The organism is Klebsiella sp. CB_Kp196, from assembly GCF_040061575.1.
Taxonomy (GTDB): domain Bacteria; phylum Pseudomonadota; class Gammaproteobacteria; order Enterobacterales; family Enterobacteriaceae; genus Klebsiella; species Klebsiella michiganensis.
In genome coordinates this window covers 75,761-96,782 of sequence record NZ_JBEAFH010000035.1, presented here as the reverse complement: position 1 = coordinate 96,782, position 21,022 = coordinate 75,761, and the positions used below count along the sequence as shown (strand labels likewise).

At 56.9% G+C, this 21,022-nt stretch carries 14 protein-coding genes; 6 read left to right on the top strand and 8 right to left on the bottom strand.

All coding sequences use genetic code 11. The features are described 5' to 3' along the window. Window position 1 precedes the first annotated feature (1 nt). From yrfG to pckA, 4 genes are all read left to right on the top strand, one after another. Entirely contained in the window at window positions 2-673 is a 672-nt protein-coding gene (gene yrfG, locus ABLU87_RS09500) for a GMP/IMP nucleotidase (RefSeq protein WP_029946960.1), read from the top strand. 11 nt (window positions 674-684) lie between these two features. Next, complete coding sequence (gene hslR / locus ABLU87_RS09495) at window positions 685-1,086, top strand: ribosome-associated heat shock protein Hsp15 (RefSeq protein WP_014227064.1); 402 nt, start codon at window positions 685-687, stop codon at window positions 1,084-1,086. Window positions 1,087-1,104: 18 nt separating this feature from the next. Further along, complete coding sequence (gene hslO / locus ABLU87_RS09490; RefSeq protein ID WP_160741635.1) at window positions 1,105-1,989, top strand: Hsp33 family molecular chaperone HslO; 885 nt, start codon at window positions 1,105-1,107, stop codon at window positions 1,987-1,989. A gap of 348 nt (window positions 1,990-2,337) precedes the next feature. Further along, entirely contained in the window at window positions 2,338-3,960 is a 1,623-nt protein-coding gene (gene pckA, locus ABLU87_RS09485) for a phosphoenolpyruvate carboxykinase (ATP) (RefSeq protein WP_014227066.1), read from the top strand. 60 nt (window positions 3,961-4,020) lie between these two features. On the opposite strand, the gene malQ is transcribed toward pckA, so the two are convergent. Together malQ and malP are read right to left on the bottom strand one after the other, a co-directional pair. Next, on the bottom strand, window positions 4,021-6,114 hold the full coding sequence (malQ, locus tag ABLU87_RS09480; RefSeq protein WP_122116815.1) for a 4-alpha-glucanotransferase: 2,094 nt from the start codon (window positions 6,112-6,114) through the stop codon (window positions 4,021-4,023). A 10-nt stretch (window positions 6,115-6,124) separates the two neighbouring features. Beyond that, window positions 6,125-8,515, bottom strand: a complete 2,391-nt coding sequence (gene malP / locus ABLU87_RS09475; RefSeq protein WP_025107849.1) for a maltodextrin phosphorylase — start codon at window positions 8,513-8,515, stop codon at window positions 6,125-6,127. Between the two features lie 619 nt (window positions 8,516-9,134). On the opposite strand from malP, the gene malT reads away from it, so the two are divergent. Continuing rightward, window positions 9,135-11,840: an HTH-type transcriptional regulator MalT gene (malT, locus tag ABLU87_RS09470; RefSeq protein WP_122116816.1), complete on the top strand. Its 2,706-nt coding sequence runs from the start codon at window positions 9,135-9,137 to the stop codon at window positions 11,838-11,840. A 164-nt stretch (window positions 11,841-12,004) separates the two neighbouring features. On the opposite strand, the gene ABLU87_RS09465 is transcribed toward malT, so the two are convergent. Genes ABLU87_RS09465 through glpE form a run of 3 tightly spaced genes read right to left on the bottom strand, consistent with a single transcriptional unit; the run spans window position 12,005 to window position 14,002 of the window. Continuing rightward, on the bottom strand, window positions 12,005-12,763 hold the full coding sequence (locus ABLU87_RS09465; RefSeq protein ID WP_025107850.1) for a DeoR/GlpR family transcriptional regulator: 759 nt from the start codon (window positions 12,761-12,763) through the stop codon (window positions 12,005-12,007). A gap of 19 nt (window positions 12,764-12,782) precedes the next feature. Beyond that, complete coding sequence (gene glpG / locus ABLU87_RS09460) at window positions 12,783-13,613, bottom strand: rhomboid family intramembrane serine protease GlpG (protein ID WP_014227070.1); 831 nt, start codon at window positions 13,611-13,613, stop codon at window positions 12,783-12,785. A gap of 59 nt (window positions 13,614-13,672) precedes the next feature. After that, on the bottom strand, window positions 13,673-14,002 hold the full coding sequence (glpE, locus tag ABLU87_RS09455) for a thiosulfate sulfurtransferase GlpE (protein WP_004126086.1): 330 nt from the start codon (window positions 14,000-14,002) through the stop codon (window positions 13,673-13,675). 212 nt (window positions 14,003-14,214) lie between these two features. Between glpE and glpD the strand changes: the two genes are divergently transcribed. After that, window positions 14,215-15,723: a glycerol-3-phosphate dehydrogenase gene (gene glpD / locus ABLU87_RS09450; protein WP_004854978.1), complete on the top strand. Its 1,509-nt coding sequence runs from the start codon at window positions 14,215-14,217 to the stop codon at window positions 15,721-15,723. Window positions 15,724-15,774: 51 nt separating this feature from the next. Here glpD and glgP read toward each other — a convergent pair whose 3' ends face one another. From glgP to glgC, 3 genes are read right to left on the bottom strand one after another with little or no spacing between them, the layout of a single operon-like run. Next, on the bottom strand, window positions 15,775-18,222 hold the full coding sequence (gene glgP, locus ABLU87_RS09445; RefSeq protein ID WP_014227071.1) for a glycogen phosphorylase: 2,448 nt from the start codon (window positions 18,220-18,222) through the stop codon (window positions 15,775-15,777). Window positions 18,223-18,237: 15 nt separating this feature from the next. After that, complete coding sequence (gene glgA, locus ABLU87_RS09440) at window positions 18,238-19,671, bottom strand: glycogen synthase GlgA (protein ID WP_004854984.1); 1,434 nt, start codon at window positions 19,669-19,671, stop codon at window positions 18,238-18,240. Then, window positions 19,671-20,966: a glucose-1-phosphate adenylyltransferase gene (gene glgC / locus ABLU87_RS09435; RefSeq protein WP_004106488.1), complete on the bottom strand. Its 1,296-nt coding sequence runs from the start codon at window positions 20,964-20,966 to the stop codon at window positions 19,671-19,673. The genes glgA and glgC overlap by 1 nt, the downstream gene beginning before the upstream one ends. Window positions 20,967-21,022: the final 56 nt, after the last annotated feature.

Here is a 21,022-nt window from a genome sequence, read left to right as displayed (position 1 = left end):
CATGCATTTTGATATCGCCTGGCAGGAGGTTGATACCGTTCTGCTGGATATGGACGGCACACTGCTCGACCTCGCCTTCGACAACTACTTCTGGCAAAAACTGGTGCCGGAAACCTGGGGCGCCGCGCGGGGTCTCAACCTGCAGGAAGCCAGGGACGCAATGCGCCAGGAGTACCACGCGGTGCAACATACGCTAAACTGGTACTGCCTGGACTACTGGAGCGAGCGCCTGGGTTTGGATATTTGTGCGATGACCAGCGAGCAGGGGCCAAGGGCCGCGCTGCGTGAAGATACCGTGCCGTTCCTCGAGGCGCTAAAAAACAGCGGCAAACGGCGGATTTTGCTGACCAACGCCCATCCGCATAATCTGGCGGTGAAGCTAAAGCACACCGGGCTGGATGCACACCTTGATTTATTGCTTTCCACCCACACATTTGGTTATCCGAAAGAAGATCAGCGGCTGTGGCACGCCGTGGCTGAAGAAACCGGCTTCGACGCGCGTAATACGCTCTTCGTCGACGATAACGAGGCGATTCTGGACGCGGCGGCGGAGTACGGCATCCGCTATTGCCTCGGTATCACCAACCCCGATTCCGGGCTGGCGGAAAAAAGCTACGCTCGCCATCCGGGGTTGAATGACTACCGGCATCTGATCCCCTCGCTGACCCTATAACAGGAGAGGCCATGAAAGAAAAACCCGTCGAAGCCGTCAGGCTGGACAAATGGCTGTGGGCGGCCCGCATTTATAAAACCCGTGCGCTGGCGCGCGAGATGATTGAAGGCGGCAAGGTGCACTATAACGGACAACGCAGTAAGCCGGGCAAAGTGGTCGAGCTGAACGCGACCCTGCTGCTTCGCCAGGGTAATGACGAACGAACCATCGTGGTAAAGGGCATTACCGAACAGCGCAGACCCGCCAGTGAAGCCGTCGCGCTTTATGAAGAGACGGCGGAGAGCATCGAGAAACGCGAGAAAATGGCGCTGGCGCGGAAGATGAACGCGTTAACCATGCCGCATCCCGACAGGCGACCGGATAAGAAAGAGCGCCGCGACCTGATGAGATTTAAACACGGCGATAGTGAATAACTGTGGCCCGCAAGAGAGATGATTATGACTCAACACGATCAATTACACCGCTATCTGTTTGAAAACTATGCCGTACGCGGTGAGCTGGTAACCGTTTCAGAAACTTTAGAACAGATTCTGACCAACCATAGCTACCCGCAGCCGGTGAAAACCGTGCTGGCGGAACTGCTGGTTGCCACCAGCCTGCTGACCGCCACGCTGAAGTTCGCCGGCGATATTACCGTTCAGCTGCAGGGCGATGGCCCGCTGTCGCTGGCGGTGATCAACGGCAACAACCAGCAGCAGATGCGCGGTGTAGCCCGCGTCCAGGGCGAGATCCCGGAAGGGGCGGACCTGAAAACCATGGTCGGTAACGGATATCTGGTCATTACCATCTCTCCGGAAGAGGGCGAACGCTATCAGGGCGTGGTCGGTCTCGAGGGGGATACCCTTGCGGCCTGCCTCGAAGATTACTTCCAGCGCTCCGAACAGCTGCCGACCCGACTGATCATTCGTAGCGGTGAACACGACGGTAAACCGATGGCCGGCGGCATGCTGCTGCAGGTTCTGCCGGCGCAGGACGCACAGGCGGCGGATTTCGAACATCTGAGCACCCTGACTGAGACCATCAAAGCTGAAGAGCTGTTTACCCTGCCAGCAAACGATGTGCTCTGGCGCTTGTATCACGAAGAAGAAGTCACCGTTTACGAGCCGCAGAACGTCGAGTTTAAATGCACCTGCTCTCGCGAGCGCTGCGCCGGCGCGCTGAAAACGCTGCCGGATGAGGAGATCGATAGCATCCTGGCCGATGAAGGTGAAATCGATATGCACTGCGACTACTGCGGTAATCACTACATCTTTAATGCGATGGATATTGCCGAAATTCGTAACAACGCCTCCCCGGCCGACCCGCAGCTCCACTAATCATCGCTTCGTCAGGCGCGGTTTCCCTTTTCGCGCCTGGCGTCAACGCTTTTTCTGCGCGTGGTGAATCGATTCCCCATGAAAGAGTTACGTAATTTTCTTTCAGGTAAGCGATTACATTCACATTTCAACAGTTTTTTTAATTACTTTTTAACCATTAAGAAACATCTACCCCCAACTATGCCCCAATTCCTGAGATAATCCCCTACGCCTCGTGACAGGAGTCACAACGTTTTTCGTAAGTCCGCCGTTTGTCGAGATACGTAAATCTATGAGCCTGGTCGCGGTCTATACCCCGTAATAAACCCTACAATTTAAAGCAGTACATATTGGCTAAGGAGCAGTGACATGCGCGTTAATAATGGTTTAACCCCGCAGGATCTCAAGGCTTATGGTATCAATGACGTCCAGGATATCGTTCATAACCCCAGCTACGATACTTTGTATGAAGAAGAGCTCGCCCCCAATCTGGAAGGCTATGAACGTGGCGTATTAACAAATCTTGGTGCAATCGCCGTAGATACCGGTATTTTTACCGGCCGTTCTCCAAAAGATAAGTATATCGTTCGTGACGACACCACCCGCGATACGGTGTGGTGGGCTGATAAAGGCAAAGGCAAGAACGACAACAAGCCGCTCTCTGAGGAAACGTGGCAGCACCTGAAGGGGCTGGTGACCCGCCAGCTCTCCGGCAAGCGTCTGTTTATCGTTGACGCCTTCTGCGGCGCCAATGCCGACACCCGCCTGAGCGTCCGCTTTATTACCGAAGTCGCCTGGCAAGCGCATTTCGTGAAGAACATGTTTATCCGACCAGGCGATGAAGAGCTGGCAAACTTCAAGCCGGACTTCATCGTGATGAACGGCGCCAAGTGCACCAACCCGCAGTGGAAAGAACAGGGTCTGAACTCCGAGAACTTCGTCGCGTTCAACCTGACCGAGCGCATTCAGCTCATCGGCGGCACCTGGTACGGCGGCGAAATGAAAAAAGGGATGTTCTCGATCATGAACTACCTGCTGCCGCTGAAGGGCATCGCCTCCATGCACTGCTCCGCCAACGTAGGGGAAAAAGAGGATGTCGCCATCTTCTTCGGCCTTTCCGGTACCGGCAAGACCACCCTCTCTACCGATCCGAAACGCCGTCTGATTGGCGATGACGAACACGGCTGGGATGACGACGGGGTCTTCAACTTCGAAGGCGGCTGCTACGCCAAGACCATTAAGCTTTCCGAAGCCGCGGAGCCGGATATCTACCATGCGATTCGCCGCGATGCGCTGCTGGAGAACGTGGTGGTGCTGGCCGACGGCACCGTCGATTTTAACGACGGTTCGAAGACCGAAAACACCCGCGTCTCTTATCCGATCAACCATATCGAGAACATCGTTAAGCCGATCTCTAAGGCCGGTCATGCCACCAAGGTTATCTTCCTGACCGCCGACGCCTTTGGCGTCCTGCCACCGGTTTCTCGCCTGACCGCCGACCAGACCCAGTACCATTTCCTGTCTGGCTTCACCGCCAAACTGGCAGGTACCGAGCGCGGCGTTACGGAGCCGACGCCAACCTTCTCCGCCTGCTTTGGCGCGGCGTTCCTGTCGCTGCACCCGACGCAGTACGCGGAAGTACTGGTGAAGCGCATGCAGGCGTCCGGCGCGCAGGCCTATCTGGTCAACACCGGCTGGAACGGTACCGGTAAACGTATCTCTATCAAAGATACTCGCGCCATTATCGACGCCATTCTTGATGGTTCGCTGGACAACGCCGAAACCTTCACTCTGCCGATGTTTGAGCTGCAGATCCCGACCGAGCTTCCCGGTGTGGATACCCATATCCTCGACCCGCGCAACACCTACGGATCGCCGGAGCAGTGGCAGGAGAAAGCGGAACAGCTGGCGAAGCTGTTTATTGAGAACTTCGAGAAGTACACCGATACGCCGGCGGGCGCTGCGCTGGTGGCCGCGGGGCCGAAACGCTAATCGGGTCCGCAGAAATGAAAAAGCCGGGAATCGCTTCCCGGCTTTTTTATCGCGTTGACATCACGCAGGCTTCTTCTTACTCGCCGCCTTACGCCGCTTATCCAGATCCTTAAGCAGCTTATTCACCTGCTCATCGGCAAACATCGCCTCGAGGGTGGTGGAGAGCTTGCGACGCCAGTTTGGATACTCCGTGCTGGTGCCCGGAATATTGACCGGCTCGGCCATCTCCAGCCAGTCTTCCGGCTGCAGGCCCAGCAGGGCGCTGTTGCTGTCGGCAATATAGCGCTGCATTCCACGATTGAGGGTCGACGTCATCGCCATCAGCGACGCTTTGTGCCCGGTACGCTTCGGCAGACAGCCGTAGCGGTGCAGAGCGTCCAGCAGCCCCTGCTTCGCCCGCTCGCGGTCCTGATACAGTCCGCGCAGTACCACCGCATCCGGATACAGGCCAAGCGATTTACCCAGCGTCAGGTCGCCGCTTTCCCAGTAGCCGCGCAGCGTTGGCAGGTCATGCGTCGTAGCCACAGCCATTGATTGCTCCGGATACGCCTTCGGCGCACGGAAAGTCTTCTCGTGGTCATTTTCGAAATAGAGCACTTTGTAAGAGTAAACGCCGCTTTTACGCAGCTTAACGACGATCTCTACCGGTACGGTTCCCAGATCCTCGCCGATCACCATACAGCGATGACGCTTACTCTCCAGCGCCAGAATCGACAACAGATCGTCGACCGGGTACTGCACATAGGCGCCGTGATCGGCCGTTTCACCGTAAGGGATCCACCACAAACGCAGCACCGACATCACGTGATCGATGCGCAGCGCCCCGCAGTTTTGCATGTTGGCGCGCAGCAGTTCGACAAACGGCTCATAGGCGCGCGCCACGATGATATGCGGATCCATCGGCGGCAGGCCCCAGTTTTGTCCCAGCGGGCCCAGGATATCCGGCGGCGCGCCGACGGAAGCTTTCAGGCAGTACAGCTCGCGATCGCACCAGGTTTCCGCCCCGCCTTCCGCAACGCCCACCGCCAGGTCGCGATACAGGCCGATCGGCATAGCGTCGTTCTGGCTGGTATGCCAGCATTCGGCAAACTGAGTGAAAGCGAGCCACTGCAGCCACAGGTAAAAATTCACCTCATCGGCGTGTTCGGTGCAGAACGCTTTAACCTCCGGGCTATCGGTATCCTGATAAGCCTTCGGCCACGCGGGCCAGCCCCAGCGCAGCGGATCCTGCTTAACCTGCCAGGCGTGCAGCGCGTCAAACGCCGCCTGCCAGTACAGGCTTTCCCCCTCGCGCGCCACAAACTGACGGAACTCCGCCGTCGTCTCATCGTTACGTGCGGAAAAACCTTTCCAGGCCATGCGCAGCGCAGTGAGCTTAAGGGCGGTCACGGCGGTGTAGTCAACATCATCGGTCTGACGCGCGGCCTGTAGGGCCTGCTGCGTAGCCGGTGATTGCCACCATTTCTGCGCCTCTTTGCTGTGTCGGAAATCCTCTACCGCATTGACATCAATATAGATAACGTTGAGCCAGCGGCGTGAAGAGGGGCTGTACGGACTGGCGCTCTCCGGATTAGCCGGATAGAGCGCGTGAATCGGGTTAAGCCCGATAAACGCACCGCCGCGGTGGGCGATTTCCGGCAGCATCGCGCGTAAATCGCCGAAGTCGCCAATCCCCCAGTTCTTCTCCGAGCGCAGCGTATACAGCTGTACGCAGGTTCCCCACAGCTTCTTGCCATCCTTCAGCGCCTGCGGTTCGTAGCAGCGCGCGGGCGCAACGATGACCCGGCAGTGCCAGCGGTCGCCGTCCTGAGTCAGCGTCAGCGTGTGGTACCCTTCCGGCAATCTTGCCGGCAGCGGCAGCGTTTCACCGCCGCGCGCCTGGCCCTGATACTGTTTCCCTTCTTCGGTGGTGAGGATCCAGTGGAACTCCCCCTGGCCCGCCACCGGCAGAGACATCTTTTTGCCGTAGGTGAACACCTGCACCGCAGGCAGCGGGTTAACCGCCGCCTTCACGGCGGTCGCTGTACGATGCATCGCATCAAGCAGCCGCTGCTTGGTCACCGCAGCAATGGACTGCGGCTTTCCGTGAGCGTTGATGTAGCTTGGGCTTATTCCCGCCGCCAGGGCAGCGTTATCAAGGCGTTTAGTCTCCATAGGCCTGTCCTTAGCGTTTTGCCTGCCAGATACGTTGCTGATAATCGCGAATCGAGCGGTCGGAGCTGAACATGCCGCAGCGCGCGGTGTTCAGGATCGCTGCGCGCGTCCAGGCCTCCTGGTCGCGATACAGCGCATCAACCTGCTTCTGCGCCGCCACGTAGGCTTCAAAATCAGCCAGCACCAGGTACGGATCGCCGCCTTTCAGCAGGCTATGCAGCATCTGGTCAAAGGCATGCTTATCGCCATCGCTATATTTGCCGCTCTCCAGCTCTTTCAGCACCGCGTCCAGCAGCTTGTCTTTCTTACGCCATTTCAGCGGATCGTAGCCTTTGGCCTTCAGCGCTTTCACTTCTTCCACGGTATGACCGAAGATAAAGATGTTTTCGTCGCCCACCTGCTCAGCGATTTCCACGTTCGCCCCGTCCAGGGTTCCCACGGTCAGCGCGCCGTTCAGCGCCAGCTTCATATTGCCAGTACCGGAGGCCTCTTTACCCGCCGTAGAGATCTGCTCGGAGACATCCGCCGCCGGGATCAGCATTTCCGCCGCCGAGACGCAGTAGTCCGGCAGGAATACCACTTTCAGCTTATCGCCAACCAGCGGATCGTTATTGATCGCTGCGGCAACCTTGTTGATCGCCCAGATAATATTCTTCGCCAGGTAGTAGCCCGGCGCCGCTTTCGCACCGAACAGGAACACGCGCGGTACGCGGTCCGCCTGCGGGTTCTCGCGGATTTCTTTGTACTGCGCGAGGATGTTCAGCAGATTGAGGTGCTGACGTTTGTACTCGTGCAGACGTTTAATCTGGATATCGAAAATCGCCTGCGGATTAATCTCGATACCGGTACGCCGCTTCACAAACTCCGCCAGACGAACCTTGTTGGCCAGCTTAATGTCGCGATACGTCTGACGGAACTTAGCGTCATCGGCATATTTTTCGAGGTTGATCAGCTGGTCGAGATCGTTGGCCCACTCTTTCTTCAGGGTTTTATCCAGCAGCGCGGCCAGAGCCGGGTTGCACTGTTTGATCCAGCGGCGCGGGGTAATACCGTTGGTGACGTTATGGAATTTATTCGGCCACAGCTGGTGATATTCCGGGAACAGATCTTTCACCACCAGGTCGGAGTGCAGCGCGGCAACGCCGTTAACCGCAAAGCCGCTCACCACGCACATGTTCGCCATGCGAACCTGTTTATCGTGCACCACCGCCAGTTTCGCCCATACCTGCTTATCGCCCGGCCAGGTTTTATCCACCAGCGTTTTAAAGCGGTCGTTAATCTGTTTGATGATCTGCATGTGGCGCGGCAGCAGCGCTTTCACCAGCTTCTCATCCCAGCACTCCAGCGCTTCCGGCATCAGGGTGTGGTTGGTATACGCGAAGGTTTTGCTGGTAATCGCCCAGGCGTCGTCCCAGCTCAGCTGATGCTCATCAATCAGCACGCGCAGCAGTTCCGGAATCGCAATCGTCGGGTGAGTATCGTTAAGCTGGATGACTTCATAATCCGCCAGCTCCGCCAGCTTGCGGCCCGCCAGATGGTGGCGACGCAGAATATCGGCAACCGAGCAGGCGCACTGGAAGTACTGCTGCATCAGACGCAGTTTTTTACCCGCCTGATGGTTATCGTTCGGGTAGAGAACTTTCGTCAGTTTTTCGGCGTCAATGCCCTGCTGTTCGGCACGCAGGAAATCGCCGTCGTTGAATTTGGTCAGGTTAAACGGATGCGCGTGCTTAGCCTGCCACAGGCGCAGCGGCTGAGCCACGTTGTTGCGGTAGCCCAGCACCGGCAGATCCCAGGCTTCGCCGGTAATCACGAATGCCGGTATCCACTCACCGCTTTTGGTCACTTTACCGCCGAGGCCAACCTGCACGTCCAGGGCTTCGTTGTGGCGGAACCACGGGTAGCTATTACGCCCCCAGTCATCCGGCGCTTCCATCTGCTGGCCGTCAGCGAAAGACTGGCGGAACAGACCGTACTGGTAGTTCAGGCCGTAGCCGGTCGCCGACTGGCCAACGGTAGCCATTGAATCAAGGAAACAAGCCGCCAGACGGCCAAGACCGCCGTTGCCCAGACCCGGGTCGATTTCCTCTTCCAGCAGGTCGGTCAAATTAATGTCGTGGGCCTGAAGCTCATCGCTGACCTGCTGATACCAGCCAAGGTTAAGCAGGTTGTTGCCGGTCAGGCGACCAATCAAAAACTCCATGGAGATATAGTTTACGTGGCGCTGCCCTTCGGCCGCTTTCGCTACCGGCTGAGCCGACAACAGCTCGGACAGCGCACCGCTAACGGCGCGCCACCACTGACGCTGGGTCATCTCGGAAGCGGACTGTAAACCAAAATGCTGCCACTGACGCGTCAGTGCAGCCTGAAACTGAGCTTTGTTAAAAGAAGTCTGTGACATAAGTAATCCGGGTCCTTTACTAAAACGTTAGCGTTAGTGTGCCGACCTCCCGGAGTCGCGTCCTCATCCCGCCAGGGATTAGCCGGGGAGGAGTAGCAGGGATGAGCGAAAAGTGTGATCGTGGCCACTATTACGTTAGCCTACCGGCAAAAATTATGCTGCAAAATTCGCCATACCGAAACAACAAACCGGCCCGCCTGGCGCTCAAAATTTTGTTACAAGCCAGGACGATAAAAGCAAGCGAAATGCCGTTGTGTAAATATTGCCAAATAAAAGTAAATATCAGGGGAATAAACGTACTTTAATGTAGAAATAGCTCAAAAAGATGACTTATAAGATTTCGCTGATAATATTTTATTAAAAACAAACAGCTACTAATTTTGTAATAAAAGATTAGCTTATCGTGCCTGTAACCTGCGCAATCCCAATAACCGCGCACGCTGACGCGGATTTCTGTGAATTTCTCTCTATGTCCAAATTTGTGACATAGAGCAAATTCAAGAGCATAAAACTCGGACATAACTTGCAATAAAATTCATTATGGCCGACCTTATTGGATATTAATTACGAAGCGCAAAAAAATTCGCAACTCCTCCCTTGCACAGCGAAATGAAGAACTATGTTGATTCCGTCTAAATTAAGTCGCCCGGTCCGCCTTGAACACACTGTGGTTCGTGAGCGATTGCTGGCGAAACTTTCCGGCGCGAACAATTATCGTCTCGCGTTGGTGACCAGCCCGGCTGGCTACGGTAAGACCACGCTCGTGTCTCAATGGGCGGCGGGGAAAAACGATCTCGGCTGGTTCTCCCTGGATGAAGGCGATAACCAACAGGAGCGTTTTGCCAGCTATCTTATCGCCGCCGTTCAACAGGCAACCGGCGGCCACTGCGCGGCCAGCGAAGCGATGGTGCAAAAGCGCCAGTACGCCAGCCTGCCTTCCCTCTTCGCACAACTGTTTATTGAACTGGCCGACTGGCAGCGCCCGCTGTTCCTGGTGATTGATGATTACCATCTGATCAGCAATCCGGTGATTCATGACGCAATGCGTTTCTTCCTCCGCCATCAGCCAGAAAATATGACGCTGGTGGTGCTGTCGCGTAATCTGCCGCAGCTGGGTATCGCCAACCTGCGCGTGCGCGATCAGCTGCTGGAAATCGGCAGCCAGCAGTTGGCTTTTACCCATCAGGAAGCCAAGCAGTTTTTCGACTGTCGTCTCAGTTCGCCCATTGAGGCCGACGACAGCAAAAGGCTGTGCGACGATGTTGCCGGCTGGGCCACCGCGCTACAGCTGATTGCCCTCTCGGCGCGCCAGAACAATACTTCCGCCCACCACTCCGCTCGTCGTCTTGCCGGCATTAACGCCAGCCATCTTTCTGACTATCTGGTCGATGAGGTGCTGGATAACGTGGACCCGCGGACGCGTAATTTCCTGCTGAAAAGTTCGGTACTGCGTTCAATGAACGATGCGCTCATCGTCCGCGTTACCGGCGAAGAGAATGGCCAGATGCAGCTGGAAGAAATTGAACGTCAGGGCTTATTCCTGCAGCGGATGGACGATTCCGGCGAATGGTTCCGCTACCATCCGCTGTTCGGCAACTTCCTGCGCCAGCGCTGCCAGTGGGAGCTGGCGGTTGAGCTGCCGGAAATTCACCGTGCGGCGGCAGAAAGCTGGATGGCGCAAGGCTTCCCGAGCGAAGCCATTCACCACGCCCTGGCCGCGGGTGACGCCAAAATGCTGCGCGATATTCTGCTCAACCACGCGTGGGGCATGTTTAACCACAGCGAACTGAGTTTGCTGGAGCAGTCCCTCGCCGCGCTGCCGTGGTCAAACCTGCTGGAAAACCCGCGTTTAATTCTTTTGCAGGCCTGGCTGATGCAGAGCCAGCACCGCTATAGCGAAGTGAATACCCTGCTGGCGCGCGCCGAGCAGGAGATGGATACGGAAATGGACACCGCCATGCACGGGGATTTCAACGCCCTGCGCGCCCAGGTGGCGATCAACGCAGGCGATCAGGACGAAGCCGAGCGCCTGGCGATGGTGGCCCTTGATGAACTGCCGCTGGCCAGCTACTACAGCCGTATCGTTGCCACATCCGTACACGGTGAAGTTCTGCACTGCAAAGGCCAGCTGAGCAAATCGCTGGCGGTCATGCAGCAGACGGAACAGATGGCCCGCCGTCATGACGTCTGGCACTACGCGTTATGGAGCATGATCCAGCAAAGCGAAATCCTCTTTGCGCAGGGTTTCCTGCAGGCCGCCTGGGAAATTCAGGAAAAAGCGTTCCAGCTGATTCGCGAACAGCACCTTGAGCAGCTGCCGATGCACGAGTTCCTGCTGCGGATTCGCTCCCAGCTGCTGTGGGCCTGGGCGCGGCTGGATGAAGCGGAGACCTCCGCGCGCAGCGGCATGAACGTGCTTTCCTCCTATCAGCCGCAGCAGCAGCTGCAGTGCCTGACGCTGATGGTACAGTGCTCGCTGGCACGGGGCGACCTGGATAACGCCCGCAGCCATTTGAATCGCCTGGAAAACCTGCTGGGCAACGGCCATTACCATAGCGACTGGGTATCCAATGCCGACAAAGTCCGGGTGATCTACTGGCAGATGATCGGCGATAAAGCCGCCGCGGCAAACTGGCTGCGCCAGACGCCAAAACCGGAATTCGCTAACAACCATTTCTTGCAGAGCCAGTGGCGCAATATCGCCCGCGCGCAGATCCTGCTCGGCGATTTTGATTCCGCCGAAATGGTGCTGGAAGAGCTAAACGATAACGCCCGCTCGCTGCGTTTGATGAGCGACCTGAACCGCAACCTGCTGCTGCTCAACCAGCTCTACTGGCAGGCCGGGCGTAAGAGCGAAGCGCAAAAAGCGCTGCTGGAAGCGCTCACCCTCGCTAACCGCACCGGGTTTATTAATCATTTTGTCATTGAAGGCGAAGCGATGGCGCAGCAGCTGCGCCAGCTGATTCAGCTCAATACGCTGCCGGAGCTGGAGCAGCACCGCGCCCAGCGTATTCTGCGCGATATCAACCAGCATCATCGGCATAAGTTCGCCCACTTTGACGAGAGCTTCGTCGAACGGCTGCTGAACCACCCGGAAGTGCCGGAGCTTATCCGCACCAGCCCGCTGACCCAGCGCGAATGGCAGGTCCTGGGACTTATCTATTCCGGCTACAGCAACGAGCAGATCGCCGGTGAGCTGGACGTGGCCGCCACTACGATTAAAACGCATATCCGTAACTTGTATCAGAAGCTGGGGGTGGCGCACCGCCAGGATGCCGTTCAGCATGCCCAGCAGCTGTTGAAAATGATGGGATACGGGGTTTAAGCCGCTATCGGCTCGCTTCAGGCAACATAACCGTTACGTCATCGCCGGCGGCAGGTTTCCCTCCGCCTGGCGGCGGAGATAATCCCGTCACTCATCAACATCCGCCATCAATCGCGCGCGTCAGGCGGAGCAACGCTCTGGCATGACCCGGAAATGCTAAAGGTTCAGCACAGCTCCAGCTGAAGGTTGTTATCGGTAATCACCTTCAGTACGCCGGCGGGCGGCATCACATCGGTGTAGACCGCATCAACCATACTGATGCTGCCCATGTTGACCATCGCATTACGGCCAAATTTAGAATGGTCAACGACCAGCATCACGTGGCGGGAGTTTTCAATAATCGCCCGTTTGGTGCGCACTTCGTGGTAGTCGAACTCCAGTAGCGAGCCATCGCTGTCGATACCGCTGATGCCGAGAATGCCGAAATCAAGGCGAAACTGGGAGATAAAGTCCAGGGTGGCCTCACCGATAATACCGCCATCCCGGCTGCGCAGCTCGCCGCCGGCCAGGATAATGCGGAAGTCCTCTTTCACCATCAGCGTATTGGCGACGTTGAGGTTATTGGTGACGATGCGCAGATCGTTATGGTTAAGCAGCGCGTGGGCCACCGCTTCCGGCGTGGTACCGATATCGATAAACAGCGTCGCGCCATCGGGGATTTCGCTCGCCACCTTGCGGGCGATGCGCTCTTTTTCATGGGTCTGGGTCGATTTTCTGTCGTGCCAGGACGTATTCACCGAGCTGGACGGCAGCGCAGCTCCGCCGTGATGACGCAGAATCATTTTCTGATCGGCTAAATCATTCAGATCGCGGCGAATGGTCTGCGGGCTGACGGCAAACTGCTCGACAAGCTCTTCGGTACTGACGTATCCCTGTTTTTTTACCAGCTCGATAATCGCGTCATGACGTTGTGTTTGTTTCATGAAATATCCCTGGGAATCTCTACGTTCGTTTTCGCACATTCTGCGTATCAACAAACGCCATCGCCAGCCCGGTCACCAGACCGGCCACGTGCGCACCGTTCGCAATCGACATGCCGAAAACATCAAACCATCCAGCAATTAACCATACTAAAGAGAAGAGTATCAAGCCGCGCTGTAAATAAACGCCGCTCTGCGGATCGCGCTCGCCCCGTAGCCAGACATAGCCCATTAGCGCATAGACTACGCCGGAGAGTCCGCCAAACCACGGGCCGCTGAACTGATGCTGCACAAAGCCGCTCAGCAAAGCGGCGATCACCGTAATCACCACCAGCTTGCCGCTGCCGATGCGCTTTTCTACCGCTCCGCCGAGGTACCACCACCATAGCAGGTTGAACAGAATATGCATCAGCGAGAAGTGCATAAGCGCATGGCTAAAGTAGCGCCAGACTTCAAATTTCAGCGAAGGATCGTAGGGCCAGGCCAGCAGCAGCATGACCGGTTGATCGCCAATGACCGTTTGCAGGACAAAGACGGCGATGCAGGCGAAGAGCACGCCCCAGGTCACCGGCCCGGCGTTATGGCGAAGCGTCGCTAAAAAGGGAAAGCGCTGGTAGTGCAGCCCGCTATTGGTGTGCCCCGACTGCCAGCTGGCGGCGAGGTAACGCGGATCGGCGGGATTTTCCAGAAAGCGGGCCAGCTCGGCCTGTACGCGTCCGGCCTGGGACTCATCAGCCAGCCAGATATCGCTCTGCGTATGCTGCTGAATAGTCAGAATAATGCCCTGCGTCGCCATATAGTCGACAAACGCCTGGGCCACGCGCGGGTTGGCAAAAGAGGTAATCATTAACATGCAGCGGATCGCTTATTCCACACAAAGGGAGATATTATAGCCACAACCGGCGCTAACGCCTAAAGTGCGCCATGCGCGACTTCCGCCGGAAAATGCCGGTGCCAGGCATCAAACCCGCCGTCCACGCTGTAAACCTTGTCGTAACCCTGCTGCAGCAGATACTGCGCGGCGCCTTTGCTGCTATTGCCGTGATAGCACATCACCATGACCGCCGTATCAAAGTCGTTGTCGCGCATAAACGCGCCCAGCGTATCGTTGGTCAGATGGAATGCGCCCGGCGTGTGGCCCATCGCATAGCTTTGCGGGTCGCGAATATCGACCAGCACCGCCGTCTGCTGGTGCATTTTCTGGTGGGCTTCTTCTACGTTAATACATTCAAAGCGATCCATAAGCTCTCTTCTTTATATACGGATATACAGGCAGGCGGCGAAACGCCCTGCATTTTAGCGTCTAGTGTACAGCCTGGCGCTAAATAAACGCCAATATGTTACACGCATCACTCTGAAATGTTTTTTTGATGTTACCAATAGCGCGATTGTTTGCTATATTGAGCGATATCGAACATTTGTGAGCTTAAACGAAAGTGTAAGAGGTGGCGAGCGTGGAAACCAAAGATCTGATTGTGATAGGGGGAGGCATCAACGGTGCCGGTATCGCGGCAGACGCCGCAGGGCGTGGTTTATCCGTACTGATGCTGGAGGCAAGCGACCTTGCCTGCGCCACATCCAGCGCCAGCTCAAAGCTGATTCACGGCGGGCTGCGCTACCTTGAACACTATGAGTTCCGCCTGGTGAGCGAAGCGCTGGCCGAACGCGAAGTGTTGTTGAAAATGGCCCCGCATATCGCCTTCCCGATGCGCTTTCGTTTACCGCATCGCCCGCACCTGCGTCCGGCGTGGATGATCCGCATTGGCCTGTTTATGTACGATCATCTGGGCAAGCGCACCAGCTTACCCGGCTCAACCGGGTTGCGTTTTGGCACAGAATCGGTACTTAAACCTGAAATCGTGCGCGGTTTCGAATATTCCGACTGCTGGGTTGACGATGCGCGTCTGGTGCTGGCCAATGCCCAGATGGTTGTGCGTAAAGGCGGGGAAGTGCGCACGCGGACCCGCGCCATCTCGGCAAAACGTGAAAACGGTTTGTGGATTGTCGAAGCCGAAGATATTGATAGCGGCGAGAAGTTTACCTGGCAGGCGCGCGGTCTGGTTAACGCCACCGGCCCGTGGGTCAAACAGTTCTTCGACGAAGGGATGCATCTGCGCTCGCCGTACGGTATTCGCTTGATCAAGGGCAGCCATATCGTGGTACCGCGCGTGCACACGCAGAAACAGGCCTACATCCTGCAAAATGAAGATAAACGCATTGTGTTTGTGATCCCGTGGATGGATGAATTTTCCATCATCGGCACCACCGACGTGGAGTATAAAGGCGATCCTAAAGCGGTAGCGATCGACGACAACGAAGTTAACTACCTGCTGAACGTCTATAACGCCCACTTTAAAAAGCCTCTCACGCGGGACGATATCGTCTGGACCTACTCCGGCGTGCGCCCGCTGTGCGACGATGAATCCGACTCGCCGCAGGCGATCACCCGCGATTACACTCTTGATATCCATGATGATAACGGGCAGGCGCCGCTGCTGTCGGTCTTTGGCGGCAAGCTGACCACCTATCGCAAGCTGGCCGAGCATGCGCTGGAGAAACTGACGCCTTACTACAAAGGCATCGGCCCGGCATGGACCAAAACCGCGGTGCTGCCCGGCGGCGATATCGGCAGCGACCGTGACGACTACGCGGCGAAACTGCGCCGCCGCTTTTCGTTTATCAGCGAATCGATGGCCCGCCATTACGCCCGCACCTACGGCAGCAACAGTGAGCTAATCCTTGATAAGGCGACCTCACTGGACGATCTGGGTGAGCATTTCGGCCATGAGTTTTTTGAAGCCGAACTGCGCTATCTGGTTGAGCACGAATGGGTTCGTTCGCTGGATGACGCGATCTGGCGTCGCACTAAACAAGGTATGTGGCTGAATGACGAGCAGCAGGCGCGCATCAGCGAGTGGCTGGCGCAGCACGCGGGAAAGTCTGAGCTGTCGCTGGCGTCGTAACACCGCAAACAGTAACGGGGCCTGTAGGCCCCGTTTTTTATGACTAATCCGTTACAACCTTACCGGATCGATATGCCAGATATGGTCGGCATACTCCTTAATCGTGCGGTCGGAAGAGAAGTAGCCCATATTGGCGATATTCAGCATCGCTTTATTGGCCCACTCCTCCGGATGACGGTACAGCTCATCCACCTTATCCTGACAATCCACGTAGCTACGGTAATCCGCCAGAACCTGATAGTGGTCGCCGAAGTTAATCAGCGAATCCAGCAGGTCACGGTAGCGTCCCGGCTCCGATGGGCTGAACAGGCCGGTGCCGATCTGCGTCAGCGCCTGGTGCAGCTCTTCATCCTGCTCATAGTAATCACGCGGTTTGTAGCCGTTAGCCCGCAGGGCTTCAACCTCTTCCGCCGTATTACCGAAGATAAAGAAATTATCCGCCCCGACGTGCTCCTGCATCTCAACGTTAGCCCCGTCCAGGGTACCGATGGTTAACGCGCCGTTAAGCGCGAACTTCATGTTGCTGGTACCGGACGCCTCCGTCCCCGCCAGCGAGATCTGCTCGGAGAGATCCGCCGCCGGAATGATGAGCTGCGCGAGGCTTACGCTGTAGTTAGGAATGAACACCACTTTCAGCTTATCGCCAACGTCCGGATCGTTATTCACCACCGCCGCGACGTCATTGATTAAATGAATAATATGCTTCGCCATGTAGTAAGCCGAAGCCGCCTTGCCGGCGAAGATATTCACGCGCGGTACCCACTCGGCGTCGGGATCGGCCTTAATGCGATTGTAGCGGGTGATCACATGCAGCACGTTCATTAGCTGACGTTTGTACTCGTGAATACGCTTGATCTGCACATCGAACAGGGCTTTCGGGTTGACCACCACGTTAAGCTGCTGGCCGATGTAGTTCGCCAGCCGCTGCTTGTTTTCCAGCTTGGCCTGGCGCACCGCCTGGTTAACCTTCGGATAGTCAATATGCTGCTCCAGCTCCTTCAGCTGGCTTAAATCCGTACGCCAGGTGTGGCCGATATTTTCATCCAGCACTTTCGACAGCGGCGGATTCGCCAGCGCCAGCCAGCGGCGCGGAGTGACGCCGTTCGTGACGTTGGTAAAGCGCATCGGGAAGATTTTGGCAAATTCGGCAAACAGCGACTCGACCATCAGCCGGGAGTGCAGCTCCGACACGCCGTTGACCTTGTGGCTTACCACCACCGCCAGCCACGCCATGCGTACGCGACGCCCGTTAGACTCGTCGATAATCGACGTACGGCCCAGCATCGCCGTATCGTTGGGATACTGCTCCTGCAGGGTCTTCAGGAAGTAGTCGTTAATCTCGAAAATAATCTGCAAATGACGCGGCAGGATTTTACCCAGCATATCGACGGGCCAGGTCTCCAGCGCTTCGCTCATCAGGGTATGGTTGGTATAGGAGAAGACCTGGCAGGTCACCTCGAACGCCTCATCCCAGCTAAACTTATGCTCGTCAATCAGCAGGCGCATCAGCTCCGGAATCGACAGCACCGGGTGCGTGTCGTTGAGGTGAATCGCGATTTTGTCCGCCAGATTGGCGTAGGTTTTATGCAGCTGGTAGTGACGGCTGAGGATATCCTGCACCGTCGCCGACACGAGGAAATACTCCTGGCGCAGGCGCAGCTCGCGCCCGGAATAGGTGGAGTCATCCGGATAGAGCACCCGCGACACGTTCTCGGAGTGGTTTTTATCTTCCACCGCCGCGAAGTAGTCGCCCTGGTTGAATTTACCGAGGTTGATCTCGCTGCTGGCCTGCGCGCTCCACAGACGCAGCGTGTTGGTAGCGTCGGTGTCGAAACCCGGGATGATCTGATCGTAGGCTTCGGCAATAATCTCTTCGGTCTCCACCCAGCGGGAATGTTTACCTTCCTGCTGAATGCGGCCGCCGAAGCGCACTTTGTAGCGCGTATTGTGGCGCTCGAACTCCCACGGGTTGCCGTACTCCAGCCAGTAGTCCGGGGACTCTTTCTGCCGCCCGTCGACGATATTCTGCTTAAACATCCCGTAGTCGTAGCGAATACCGTAGCCGCGGCCCGGCAAACCCAGCGCCGCCAGCGAGTCGAGGAAGCAGGCAGCCAGACGACCAAGACCGCCGTTGCCCAGGCCCGGGTCGTTCTCTTCGTCAATCAGTTCTTCAAGATTCAGCCCCATCTCTTCCAGCGCGCTGTTCACGTCCTCATAAATACCGAGCGATAGCAGCGCGTTGGACAAGGTACGGCCAATCAAAAACTCCATCGACAGATAGTAAACCTGGCGCACTTCCTGAGAGAGCTGCGCCCGGTTTGAACGCAGCCAGCGCTCGACCATGCGATCGCGAACGGCGAACAGCGTGGCGTTGAGCCATTCATGTTTGTTAGCGATAGCCGGATCTTTGCCGATGATAAACATCAGCTTATAAGCAATAGAGTGCTTTAACGCCTCAACGCTCAGGGTGGGTGATGAGTAGCTAAAAGGTACATTCATAGCTTTGGCTCCTGGTTACAGCAAGCGTTGATAAAGTTCGCGGTAAGAATTTGCGGCAACCTGCCAGCTAAAATCCATATTCATCGCCTGACGCTGGACGTAGCGCCAGAGCGACGGGCGCGACCACAGGACGAATGTGCGTCGAATAGCCCGCAGCAGCGACAAAGCGTTGCTATCTTCAAAAACAAAGCCGGTAGCCAGACCGTCGGCGAGGTTCTCCAGCGAGCAATCGGACACGGTGTCCGCCAGTCCGCCGGTACGCCGCACCAGCGGTAGCGTGCCGTACTTCAGGCCGTACAGCTGGGTTAAGCCGCACGGTTCAAAACGGCTGGGCACCAGAATCACATCGGCGCCGCCCATAATGCGGTGCGAGAAGGCTTCATGGTAGCCAATCTGTACGCCAACCTTGCCCGGATGCTCGGCCGCGGCGGCCAGGAAGCCCTCCTGCAGCACCGGATCGCCCGCCCCCAGCAGCGCCAGCTGACCGCCCTGCTCCAGCAGACCCGGCAGCGCCTCAAGCACCAGGTCCAGCCCCTTCTGGCTGGTCAAACGGCTGACAACGGCAAACAGCGGCGCTTTGTCATCCACCTTCAGCCCCATGGCGATTTGCAGCTGGCGTTTGTTTTCCGCTTTCTCTTCCAGCCGATCGCGATCGTAGCGCGCGGCCAGCAGCAGGTCGCTTTCCGGATTCCAGATATGGTCATCCACCCCGTTGAGGATCCCGGAGAGGCGGCCCTCATGCTGCCGCTGACGCAGCAGCCCTTCCATGCCGTAAGCGAACTGCGGCTCGGTGATTTCGCGCGCATAGGTCGGGCTGACCGCCGTAATATGGTCGGCGTAGTAGAGCCCCGCCTTCAGAAAGGAGATCTGGCCGTTAAATTCAAGGCCATGAACGTTGTAGAACGACCACGGCAGCTCAATGTCGTTCATATGCCACGAGTAGAACATCCCCTGGTAGGCCAGGTTATGCACCGTAAAGACCGACTTAGCCGGGTGGCCGCGCGCCGCCAGGTAGGCCGGCGTCAGGCCCGCATGCCAGTCGTGGGCGTGAACAACGTCAGGGCGCCAGAAAGGATCCAGGCCGCAGGCCATCTCGCTACCGACCCATCCCAGCAGCGCAAAGCGCAGCACGTTGTCGGTATAGGCGTGCTGATTGGTATCGTGGTAAGGGCTCCCTGGGCGATCGTAGAGATGCGGGGCATCAATCAAATAGATGCCCACGCCGTTAAAGTGACCGAACAGCAGAGTGATGCGCCCGGCAAACGTCTCGCGGCGCGTCACCACCTGCGCATCCGTCACGCCGCGGCGGATATCAGGAAACGCGGGCAGCAGTACGCGCGTGTCGACGCCCCCGGCAATTTGCGCTGCAGGCAGCGCGCCGATCACATCCGCCAGTCCACCGGTTTTTAACAGCGGGAACATCTCTGAACATACATGTAATACCTGCATTAGCGCTCCTGTGGATACCCCAATTTCCGCAGCATGTCGCGGGTGACCAGCACGATACCTTCCTCCGAGCGGTAGAAACGGCGTGCATCCTCTTCCGCGTTCTCCCCAACAACCATACCTTCCGGGATCACGCAGGCGCGGTCAATAATGCAGCGACGCAGGCGGCACGAACGGCCAACCCAAACCTCTGGCAACAAGACTGCCGAATCAATATTACAGAATGAATTCACCCGCACGCGCGGGAACAGCACCGACTGCACAACCACCGATCCGGAGATAATACAGCCGCCTGAAACCAGCGAGTTCAGGGTCATCCCGTGGCTGCCCGAGCGGTCCTGGACGAATTTTGCCGGAGGCAAAGGCTCCATATGGGTGCGAATCGGCCAGTTCTGATCGTACATGTCCAGTTCCGGGGTCACCGAAGCCAGATCGAGGTTGGCTTTCCAGTACGCTTCCAGGGTCCCGACATCACGCCAGTAGGGCTCAGACTGCGGATCGGACTGCACGCAGGAGAGCGGGAAAGGATGTGCATAAGCCATGCCAGCTTTGGTGATTTTCGGAATGATGTCTTTACCAAAATCGTGGCTGGAGCTTTCATCGCTGTCGTCTTCTTCCAGAAGCTCATAAAGGTAATCTGCGTCAAAGACATAGATACCCATACTCGCCAGCGATTTGCTGGCATCGCCCGGCATCGCAGGCGGATTAGCCGGTTTTTCGACGAAATCGATAATCTTATCGCTCTCGTCCACCGCCATGACCCCGAACGCCCGTGCTTCTTCAATAGGCACTGGCATACAGGCCACGGTGCAACGCGCGCCTTTTTCGACGTGATCGATAAGCATGCGCGAGTAGTCTTGTTTGTAAATATGGTCGCCCGCGAGGATAACGACGTACTCCGCCTTGTAACGACGAATGATGTCGAGGTTCTGCGTCACCGCATCCGCCGTGCCGCGATACCAGTTTTCCCCCTGCATCCTTTGCTGGGCGGGCAGCAGGTCAACAAACTCGTTCATCTCTTCATTGAAGAACGACCAGCCGCGCTGGATATGCTGCACCAGCGTATGCGATTGATACTGGGTGATGACGCCGATGCGTCGAATGCCTGAGTTAATACAGTTAGATAACGCAAAATCGATAATGCGGAACTTGCCGCCGAAATGGACAGCAGGTTTCGCGCGTTTATTGGTCAGATCCTTCAGACGGGTACCACGTCCCCCGGCAAGGATCAGCGCAACGGATTTGATCGGCAACTGACGCGCCAGCATCAATGGATCGTTCTTTTCTACCCCAACCATAATTAACTCCTTTTTTACTCCCCAGCTTGCCTGCCCTTCTCGTCGCGCCGCCGCTT

What these genes read in the sequence shown, in the direction of transcription:
- hslO (WP_160741635.1), top strand. Translation starts at nt 1,105, where the DNA reads ATGATTATGACTCAACACGATCAATTACACCGCTATCTGTTTGAAAAC.
- pckA (WP_014227066.1), top strand. Translation starts at nt 2,338, where the DNA reads ATGCGCGTTAATAATGGTTTAACCCCGCAGGATCTCAAGGCTTATGGT.
- glgA (WP_004854984.1), bottom strand. Translation starts at nt 19,671, where the DNA reads ATGCAGGTATTACATGTATGTTCAGAGATGTTCCCGCTGTTAAAAACC.
- hslR (WP_014227064.1), top strand. Translation starts at nt 685, where the DNA reads ATGAAAGAAAAACCCGTCGAAGCCGTCAGGCTGGACAAATGGCTGTGG.
- glgC (WP_004106488.1), bottom strand. Translation starts at nt 20,966, where the DNA reads ATGGTTGGGGTAGAAAAGAACGATCCATTGATGCTGGCGCGTCAGTTG.
- malP (WP_025107849.1), bottom strand. Translation starts at nt 8,515, where the DNA reads ATGTCACAGACTTCTTTTAACAAAGCTCAGTTTCAGGCTGCACTGACG.
- glgP (WP_014227071.1), bottom strand. Translation starts at nt 18,222, where the DNA reads ATGAATGTACCTTTTAGCTACTCATCACCCACCCTGAGCGTTGAGGCG.
- malQ (WP_122116815.1), bottom strand. Translation starts at nt 6,114, where the DNA reads ATGGAGACTAAACGCCTTGATAACGCTGCCCTGGCGGCGGGAATAAGC.
- ABLU87_RS09465 (WP_025107850.1), bottom strand. Translation starts at nt 12,763, where the DNA reads ATGAAACAAACACAACGTCATGACGCGATTATCGAGCTGGTAAAAAAA.
- yrfG (WP_029946960.1), top strand. Translation starts at nt 2, where the DNA reads ATGCATTTTGATATCGCCTGGCAGGAGGTTGATACCGTTCTGCTGGAT.
- malT (WP_122116816.1), top strand. Translation starts at nt 9,135, where the DNA reads ATGTTGATTCCGTCTAAATTAAGTCGCCCGGTCCGCCTTGAACACACT.
- glpE (WP_004126086.1), bottom strand. Translation starts at nt 14,002, where the DNA reads ATGGATCGCTTTGAATGTATTAACGTAGAAGAAGCCCACCAGAAAATG.
- glpG (WP_014227070.1), bottom strand. Translation starts at nt 13,613, where the DNA reads ATGTTAATGATTACCTCTTTTGCCAACCCGCGCGTGGCCCAGGCGTTT.